The organism is Bradyrhizobium sp. 154 (genome assembly GCF_023073875.1).
Classification (GTDB): domain Bacteria; phylum Pseudomonadota; class Alphaproteobacteria; order Rhizobiales; family Xanthobacteraceae; genus Bradyrhizobium.
In genome coordinates this window covers 1-3,052 of sequence record NZ_JADPKG010000115.1, presented here as the reverse complement: position 1 = coordinate 3,052, position 3,052 = coordinate 1, and the positions used below count along the sequence as shown (strand labels likewise).

Annotated in this window: 5 protein-coding genes and 1 pseudogene; 4 read left to right on the top strand and 2 right to left on the bottom strand. The window is 62.0% G+C overall.

The annotated features are described in order from the left end of the window. The first annotated feature begins 77 nt into the window (after window positions 1-77). Together IVA92_RS30760 and IVA92_RS30755 are read left to right on the top strand one after the other, a co-directional pair. A complete protein-coding gene (locus IVA92_RS30760; protein WP_346015579.1) occupies window positions 78-449 on the top strand; it encodes an ABC transporter substrate-binding protein in 372 nt (123 codons plus the stop codon). Next, on the top strand, window positions 446-1,201 hold the full coding sequence (locus tag IVA92_RS30755; RefSeq protein ID WP_247278880.1) for an SDR family NAD(P)-dependent oxidoreductase: 756 nt from the start codon (window positions 446-448) through the stop codon (window positions 1,199-1,201). Before IVA92_RS30760 ends, IVA92_RS30755 begins: the two co-directional genes overlap by 4 nt. On the opposite strand, the gene IVA92_RS30750 is transcribed toward IVA92_RS30755, so the two are convergent. Beyond that, complete coding sequence (locus IVA92_RS30750; protein ID WP_247278879.1) at window positions 1,198-1,977, bottom strand: IclR family transcriptional regulator; 780 nt, start codon at window positions 1,975-1,977, stop codon at window positions 1,198-1,200. The two genes, IVA92_RS30755 and IVA92_RS30750, sit on opposite strands and share 4 nt — an antisense overlap. A gap of 150 nt (window positions 1,978-2,127) precedes the next feature. Further along, window positions 2,128-2,291: pseudogene (locus IVA92_RS30745) on the bottom strand (IS5/IS1182 family transposase); the annotation flags it as partial. 115 nt (window positions 2,292-2,406) lie between these two features. Between IVA92_RS30745 and IVA92_RS30740 the strand changes: the two are divergent. Together IVA92_RS30740 and IVA92_RS30735 are read left to right on the top strand one after the other, a co-directional pair. Beyond that, the gene (locus tag IVA92_RS30740; RefSeq protein ID WP_247278878.1) at window positions 2,407-2,727 is read left to right on the top strand and encodes an acyl-homoserine-lactone synthase; all 321 of its coding nucleotides are present in this window, start codon (window positions 2,407-2,409) and stop codon (window positions 2,725-2,727) included. A 62-nt stretch (window positions 2,728-2,789) separates the two neighbouring features. Continuing rightward, window positions 2,790-3,052, top strand: a 263-nt coding sequence (locus tag IVA92_RS30735) for a transposase (protein WP_247534526.1), incomplete at its 3' end; no start/stop codon positions are given.

The window sequence follows — 3,052 nt, the reverse complement described above, 5'->3', positions numbered from 1 at the left end:
TCCACAGCTTGATGCTGCGAAGCTTACCACGGACCACGGAGCTGACCTCGTAGTCCGTACCCTTCCACAGACGTGCCATGGTTCTCGCTCTCGTCGTTCCGACCAGGCGGTTCGCGCCGCGCAACAACGGGCGCTACCCGACCGCGCTGCATGCGGGCGCCTATGCCGCGACGCTGCACTACCTGAAGGCGGTGGATGCGCTCGGCGCCTCCGGCGACGGCAAGGCCGTGGTCGAGCAAATGAAGACGCTGCCAACGGACGACCCGCTGTTCGGCAAGGGCAGCATACGCGCCGATGGTCGCAAGCTGCATAACATGTATCTGTTCGAGGTGAAGACGCCCGCGGCGTCCAAACAGCCCTGGGACTATTACAAGCTGGTCAAGACCATTGCGCCGTCAGAGGCCTGGCGGCTTCTGGAAGAGGGCGGCTGCGAGTTCCTGAAATCATGACGGCAGACGACCGGCCGGTGGCGCTCGTCACCGGTGGCGGCGGCGATATCGGGCGCGCGATCGCGCTGCGGCTGGCGCAGATGAGCAATGCGATCGCGATCGTCGACCGCGAGCGGGCCGCGGCGGAGGCGAGTGCGCGCCTTCTCGAGCAGGCCGGCGGACGGGCGCTCGCGATCGTCGCCGACGTCGCGAGCGCGGCCGACACGGCCGCCTTCGTCGAAACGGTCGAGCGACGATTGGGGCCGATCGGCATCTTCGCCAACAACGCGGGCATCGAGGGTGTCGTCGCGCCCCTCCACGACTATCCGGATGAGGCGTTCGATCAGGTGCTACAAGTCAACGTGAAGGGGGTCTTTCTCGGCCTCAAGCATGTGCTGGCGAGGATGATCCGGCGCGGCACGGGCGCCATCATCAACACCGCCTCGACCTCGGCGATCCGCGGGCGCGCGGGGCTCGCAGGTTATGTCGCCTCGAAACACGCCGTGCTCGGACTGACCCGCACGGCGGCGCTCGAGGTGAAGGGAACGGGGATCCGGGTCAATGCCGTACTGCCCGGACCGATCAAATCGCGCATGATCCGGGGCTTGGATAATCAGGCGCGCGACAATGCAGTAGCGTTGCGCCGACAAGGAGAGGGTGTCCACGGGCGGCCGCAGGACGTCGCCAGTACCGTCGCCTTTCTCGCCTCCGAGGAGGCTGCACACCTCAACGGCGCAGCCTTGGTTGTCGACGGTGGTATGACCGTCGCTTAGGGGACACCGCCGATCTTCTCGGATACGATCCGAGCTGCGCTGCGCAGCTCGGCGGCGATATTGTCGGCTTCGCTGGCGGGAATGCGATCCTGCCTGACCAGCGGAACGGTCAAGGCCGCTACCGCGCGGCCAGAGGCTTCGATGATGAGGCAGCTATAGGCGAGGATGCGGGTGTAGCCGTCATCGTTAGAGAAATTGCCGCCCACGGAGGAGATGCGGTCGAGCGCTGCCAACGCTTTCTTGATGCTGACATGATCGTGCGCGGCAATGACATGCGCAAGCTCCTGCCGCCGGCCTTCGAGTTGAAATGCAGCCAAGACCTTCGCCGATGCGTATTGTTGGGTGAGCGGAAACACCGCGCCAACTTTGACCGACCACCCCATCAGCCATTCCGGTTCGATGCGGGCAACCACCATGAACTGCTCACCGTGCAGGACGGCAAGATGGCACGACAACTGCACGCGAGAGGCAAGCTGTTCCATTACCGGCAGCGCGGCCTTGAGCAGCCGCTCGGTCGGCGGAAATTGCGAGGCGATCCGGAACAGCTTCAGCGTCAATGCGTATTCACCGGTCGCCAGATCTCGCGCGACATAGCCTCGGCGCTCCAGCACCGCCAGCATCCGGAAAATCTCACTGACGGAACGGCCGACGGCTTCGGCGAGCTGCTTCTGGTTGAGCCCCCGCGATTCGGCGGCTAGCGCTTCAAGGAGATCAAGCCCTTTCTCAAGAGCTGGTGCGCCAGCTGGAATGTTCTCCCTGATCTTCGCCTTCTTCATCGACTGGCCTCGCAGAACTTTCGGTCACAACGATGTAGCTCATTGCGCGAGTGTCGAAAAGTTCTGCTGGCAAGTAGATTCTGTTGAAAAAGGTGGCCAGTATTTAGTTGTAATAGCTCCGTCGCGGCTTGCCGAACTCCTCAACCGCCTCTATGCGAGCCTCGGCCTGGGCATCGGGATCAGCTTGGCCATCTTTCGAAGGTTTTGGGCGGTGGCTGCGAGGATGAACTCGTCACGCGCGCCGTTTGGACCTCGTAACGCAAACGGTCGAGCTAAAGAATGCGCTTGAGGTGCGCGAACAACATCTCGTTGCGGCAGCTTTGCGGCAAGAACAATTCCAAAACGGCCTGTCAGAACTGACAGCGCAACGCGGTGACCGCGCCTGCTTTCTTGATCTCGAAGCTGTGATTCGTAAGCCGGAGGTCGAGAATGAAAGTCATTGTGCGCTCGCGTGCAGCGCTCCTGCACGACTCTGAACTGACAATGGGAATGCACCGTCTGCGAGGGCGTGTATTCAAGGAGCGGCTCGACTGGGACGTCACGGTCAGGGCCGGACTGGAGATCGATCGGTACGACGCGCTGAAACCGACTTATCTTCTCGTGGTCGAGCGGCGCGAGGTTGTCGGTTGTGTTCGCCTGCTGCCCACTATGGGACGCAACATGCTCGCCGACACGTTCCTAATTTTGCTGGATGGCCACGCAGCGCCCAGAGCAGCCAACTATCTGGGAGAGCTCGCGTTTTTGCGTTGATACCAAAAACGTCGCGGCGAAGGCTGAGCTACGATTCCTCCATTTCCTGATGGAGGACACGGATGGGACGCTTCGTTGAAGGCGCGGACAGATCCCAGCTGACGCTCTTGCCGGAATGTCTGGAGGATTGGGTAAGCGAGGACAACGCGGTCCATGTGATCGATGTGTTCGTCGAGGCGCTCGACCTGCATGGAATGGGGTTTGAGCGTGTGATCGCCAAGGAGACGGGCCGGCCTTCCTACCATGCGGCAGTCCTTCTGAAGCTTTACATCTACGGTTATCTCAATCGGGTGCAGTCCAGTCGCCGCCTGGAACGTGAGGCGTG